The organism is Shewanella sp. SG44-6 (genome assembly GCF_014164185.1).
Lineage (GTDB): Bacteria > Pseudomonadota > Gammaproteobacteria > Enterobacterales > Shewanellaceae > Shewanella > Shewanella vesiculosa.
In genome coordinates this window covers 1-3,011 of sequence record NZ_JACJER010000229.1, presented here as the reverse complement: position 1 = coordinate 3,011, position 3,011 = coordinate 1, and the positions used below count along the sequence as shown (strand labels likewise).

The 3,011-nt window shown below is 43.1% G+C and carries 5 protein-coding genes and 1 pseudogene; 5 read left to right on the top strand and 1 reads right to left on the bottom strand.

Going from position 1 to position 3,011, the window contains the following annotated elements:
* Positions 1 to 120 (bottom strand): annotated as a pseudogene (locus H5185_RS23150) (permease); the annotation flags it as partial.
* Positions 121 to 343: 223 nt separating this feature from the next.
* Here H5185_RS23150 and H5185_RS21595 point away from each other — a divergent pair.
* From H5185_RS21595 to H5185_RS21575, 5 genes are all read left to right on the top strand, one after another.
* Positions 344 to 631, top strand: a complete 288-nt coding sequence (locus tag H5185_RS21595; RefSeq protein WP_182743184.1) for a helix-turn-helix transcriptional regulator — start codon at positions 344 to 346, stop codon at positions 629 to 631.
* Between the two features lie 98 nt (positions 632 to 729).
* Positions 730 to 1,146, top strand: a complete 417-nt coding sequence (locus H5185_RS21590; protein WP_182743182.1) for an arsenate reductase ArsC — start codon at positions 730 to 732, stop codon at positions 1,144 to 1,146.
* Positions 1,139 to 1,486 (top strand): metalloregulator ArsR/SmtB family transcription factor, encoded by a 348-nt coding sequence (locus tag H5185_RS21585; protein ID WP_182743180.1) that lies wholly within the window; start codon positions 1,139 to 1,141, stop codon positions 1,484 to 1,486. Before H5185_RS21590 ends, H5185_RS21585 begins: the two co-directional genes overlap by 8 nt.
* Positions 1,487 to 1,564: 78 nt before the next feature.
* Complete coding sequence (locus H5185_RS21580) at positions 1,565 to 2,077, top strand: arsenate reductase ArsC (protein WP_182743178.1); 513 nt, start codon at positions 1,565 to 1,567, stop codon at positions 2,075 to 2,077.
* A 92-nt stretch (positions 2,078 to 2,169) separates the two neighbouring features.
* A partial coding sequence (locus tag H5185_RS21575) for a permease (protein ID WP_182743176.1) occupies positions 2,170 to 3,011 on the top strand: 842 nt, incomplete at its 3' end.

The following is a 3,011-nucleotide window of genomic DNA, read 5'->3' as shown; positions in this document are numbered from 1 at the left end:
AAATTCTTGTAAAATACCTACTAGGTAGCTTATGACAAGAAATAGTAGGGTAAGCTCAACGGCAAGAAAAGCGAACATGCTTGCCGTTTCTTTCATCATAAGAATCGTTTCAGGATTCATTTTTTACCTCTTCAATTTAAAGTTTCGAATATTCTGGAATAATAGTATTTAGGCAAGGTGTTTTCAATACACTATTTCTGGAATAATGGAAATATTTTGTATACCTATTGATGCTTAAACACATGACACCCTGCTTTCGATTGTTTATGTGTGGTCGATTTTAGGGTCGCTAGGGTAAGGATATTTCTGGTATTATCGAATTAGTTAACGAAATGAGGCCGATATGAATATAGAGAATGCTGCTAAAGTATTAAAAGAACTGGGCCATCCGACGCGTCTCGCCCTATTTCGATTACTGGTCAAGGGCGGATATGCTGGCGTTGCGGTGGGTCAGTTACAAGACGAGTTACAGATCCCTGGTTCTACTCTCTCACACCATATTAGTGCCCTTGTGTCTGCGGGAGTGATTTCCCAACGGCGCGAGGGAAGGGTGCTGTACTGCGTACCTGACTATGAATTATTACAAGGATTAGTGCATTTTTTACAAGATCAATGTTGTAGTGCTCAGTGAACAATTTTGTTAAATGAACAGTAAATAATTACATGTGGATATTTACATATATGGTAAATCGTATATAGTGATGTTCTCTTTCATCAGGACTCATTCCCATGAAAAAACGTGTACTTTTTCTCTGTGTTGGTAACTCTGCGCGTTCACAACTCGCAGAGGCCTTATTAAGACACCAGGCCCAAGGGCAGTTTGATGTGTTTAGTGCGGGTACGCAGCCTGAGCCCATAGATGAGCGAACTCTTGCGCTTTTGCAGAAAAATAATTTGGATACGAGTGAGTTACGTTCGAAGTCTGTCAGTGAGTTTAGTGGGCAATCCTTTGACTTTGTGATCAGTCTCTGTGAAAAATCAACGCAAGAGTGTCAGAGTTTTCCCTTGGCAGATAAGCTTATTGCATGGGATTATCCCGATCCCAGAATCGAATCGGGCACTCGTGGGTTTGAACAAACCTTTAGAGAGTTGAACGAAAGGATTAAAATGTTTGTATTAGTACAGTCGAAGGACATCAATGATTAATCCTACCCAGTTTTTCAAATGTTTAGCCGATGAAACTCGCTTGCGTTGTTTGATGTTGATCCAGCACGAGGGTGAGCTTTGTGTTTGTGAATTGACCGAGGCATTGCAAGAGATCCAGCCTAAGATTTCGCGACATCTAGCTCAGTTGCGTAAATGTGGTTTATTAATCGACCGTCGTCAGGGACAGTGGATTTTCTATAGTATCAGTAATGATTTACCAGAATGGGGTAAGTCAGTGTTGAGTGAGGTTACCAGCCAAAATCCGGTATTCCTTGAAGAAAATATGCGTAATCTGTGCAAGATGGGTGGCCGCCCCGAGCGCGCTAGAGCCTGTTGCTAAAGATTGTTCGTAACAAATAAATAAAAAATTTAATCTAAAATATATGAAATTTCATATATTAAATTGCTAGAGGTTGATATGGCACCAGCTATAAAAGTGCTCTTTCTATGTACCCATAATGCCTGTCGCAGCATCCTAGCTGAAGCTATAGGTCGAGATCTCGTCGCTAAGCAATCTTTGACTACTATTGGTCAATGGCAGTTTTCGAGTGCCGGTAGTGAACCTGCCGGGGTCGTTCATCCTCAAACCCTCTTGCAACTAGCACACAGAGGCTATGTTACCGAAGGGCTAAGCAGTAAAAGCTGGGATATGATGGCGGATTTCACTCCTGACTTAGTGATCACTGTTTGTGATAATGCTGCGGGAGAAACCTGTCCTTTGTGGTTAGGTCAAACACTTAAATTACATTGGGGTTTACCCGACCCAACATCAATCGACGCCCCCGATATAGATGAGCAATTTAGCTATGTTATAGAAACACTTGAAAATCGTATAAAGGCATTAATCTCGTTGCCGCTTTCGGCAGGTATAGAAACTCAAAAAGCATCATTACAATCCATTGCGAGTCAATTTCCACTTATTCAAAGATAAATGGTTTGTATTTAATTGGTGTTTATTCAACTAATTAAAATAGCAATATCCTTTTGCTTCATCGCTTTCATGTATACCAAGGAAGTTTGATTATGCTGCAACTATTTTCCGATTTAGCGAGCTGGCTAACCTTTGGGGTAATGGGTTTAGATCCCAATACTAAACTCGCTGACGCTATCCATTTTTTTATTGAAGATACCACTAAGATTTTTGCGCTCCTGTTGCTGATGATTTATGGCATCGCTTTGGTGCGGGCCTCGCTCAATGTCGAGCGCGTTCGGGATTACTTGGCGGGAAAAAATCGTTTTGTCGGTTACTTTATGGGATCGGGTTTTGGCGCTGTTACTCCATTCTGCTCATGTTCGAGCATTCCGGTTTTTTTAGGTTTCACCTCGGCGGGGATCCCCGTTGGGATCACTATGGCATTTCTGATCACTTCGCCGTTAATTAATGAAGTCGCCGTTCTGTTGCTTGTGAGTCTGTTGGGCTGGAAGTTTACTGTGATATACGTGCTGGTCGGCATGTCAGTGGGTATGTTGGCGGGGGCATTTTTGGACACGATCCGCGCTGAGCGTTGGCTGCAGTCCTTTGCCGCCAAAGCACTCGAGCAAGGTCAAGCACAAGCAAGTCACGATAATAGCGAGGGTATGACATCAACATCCATGACGTTAACGGAACGGCATGAATTTGCAAAAGGCGAGACCCTAGAGATTTTTGGCCGAGTGTGGAAATGGGTCATTATTGGGGTTGGGCTTGGCGCCGCACTCCATGGATTTGTACCTGACGGTTGGATCGAAGCCCACTTAGGCGATGGTCAATGGTGGTCTGTTCCTGCGGCGGTATTGATTGGTATTCCTCTGTATTCCAATGCCACAGGGGTTATCCCTATCATGGAGAGCCTTATCACTAATGGCTTGCCCGTAGGGACAACATT

Excerpts from the sequence above, each read along its gene's own strand:
- H5185_RS21580 (WP_182743178.1), top strand. The coding sequence starts at position 1,565 with ATGGCACCAGCTATAAAAGTGCTCTTTCTATGTACCCATAATGCCTGT.
- H5185_RS21590 (WP_182743182.1), top strand. The coding sequence starts at position 730 with ATGAAAAAACGTGTACTTTTTCTCTGTGTTGGTAACTCTGCGCGTTCA.
- H5185_RS21595 (WP_182743184.1), top strand. The coding sequence starts at position 344 with ATGAATATAGAGAATGCTGCTAAAGTATTAAAAGAACTGGGCCATCCG.
- H5185_RS21585 (WP_182743180.1), top strand. The coding sequence starts at position 1,139 with ATGATTAATCCTACCCAGTTTTTCAAATGTTTAGCCGATGAAACTCGC.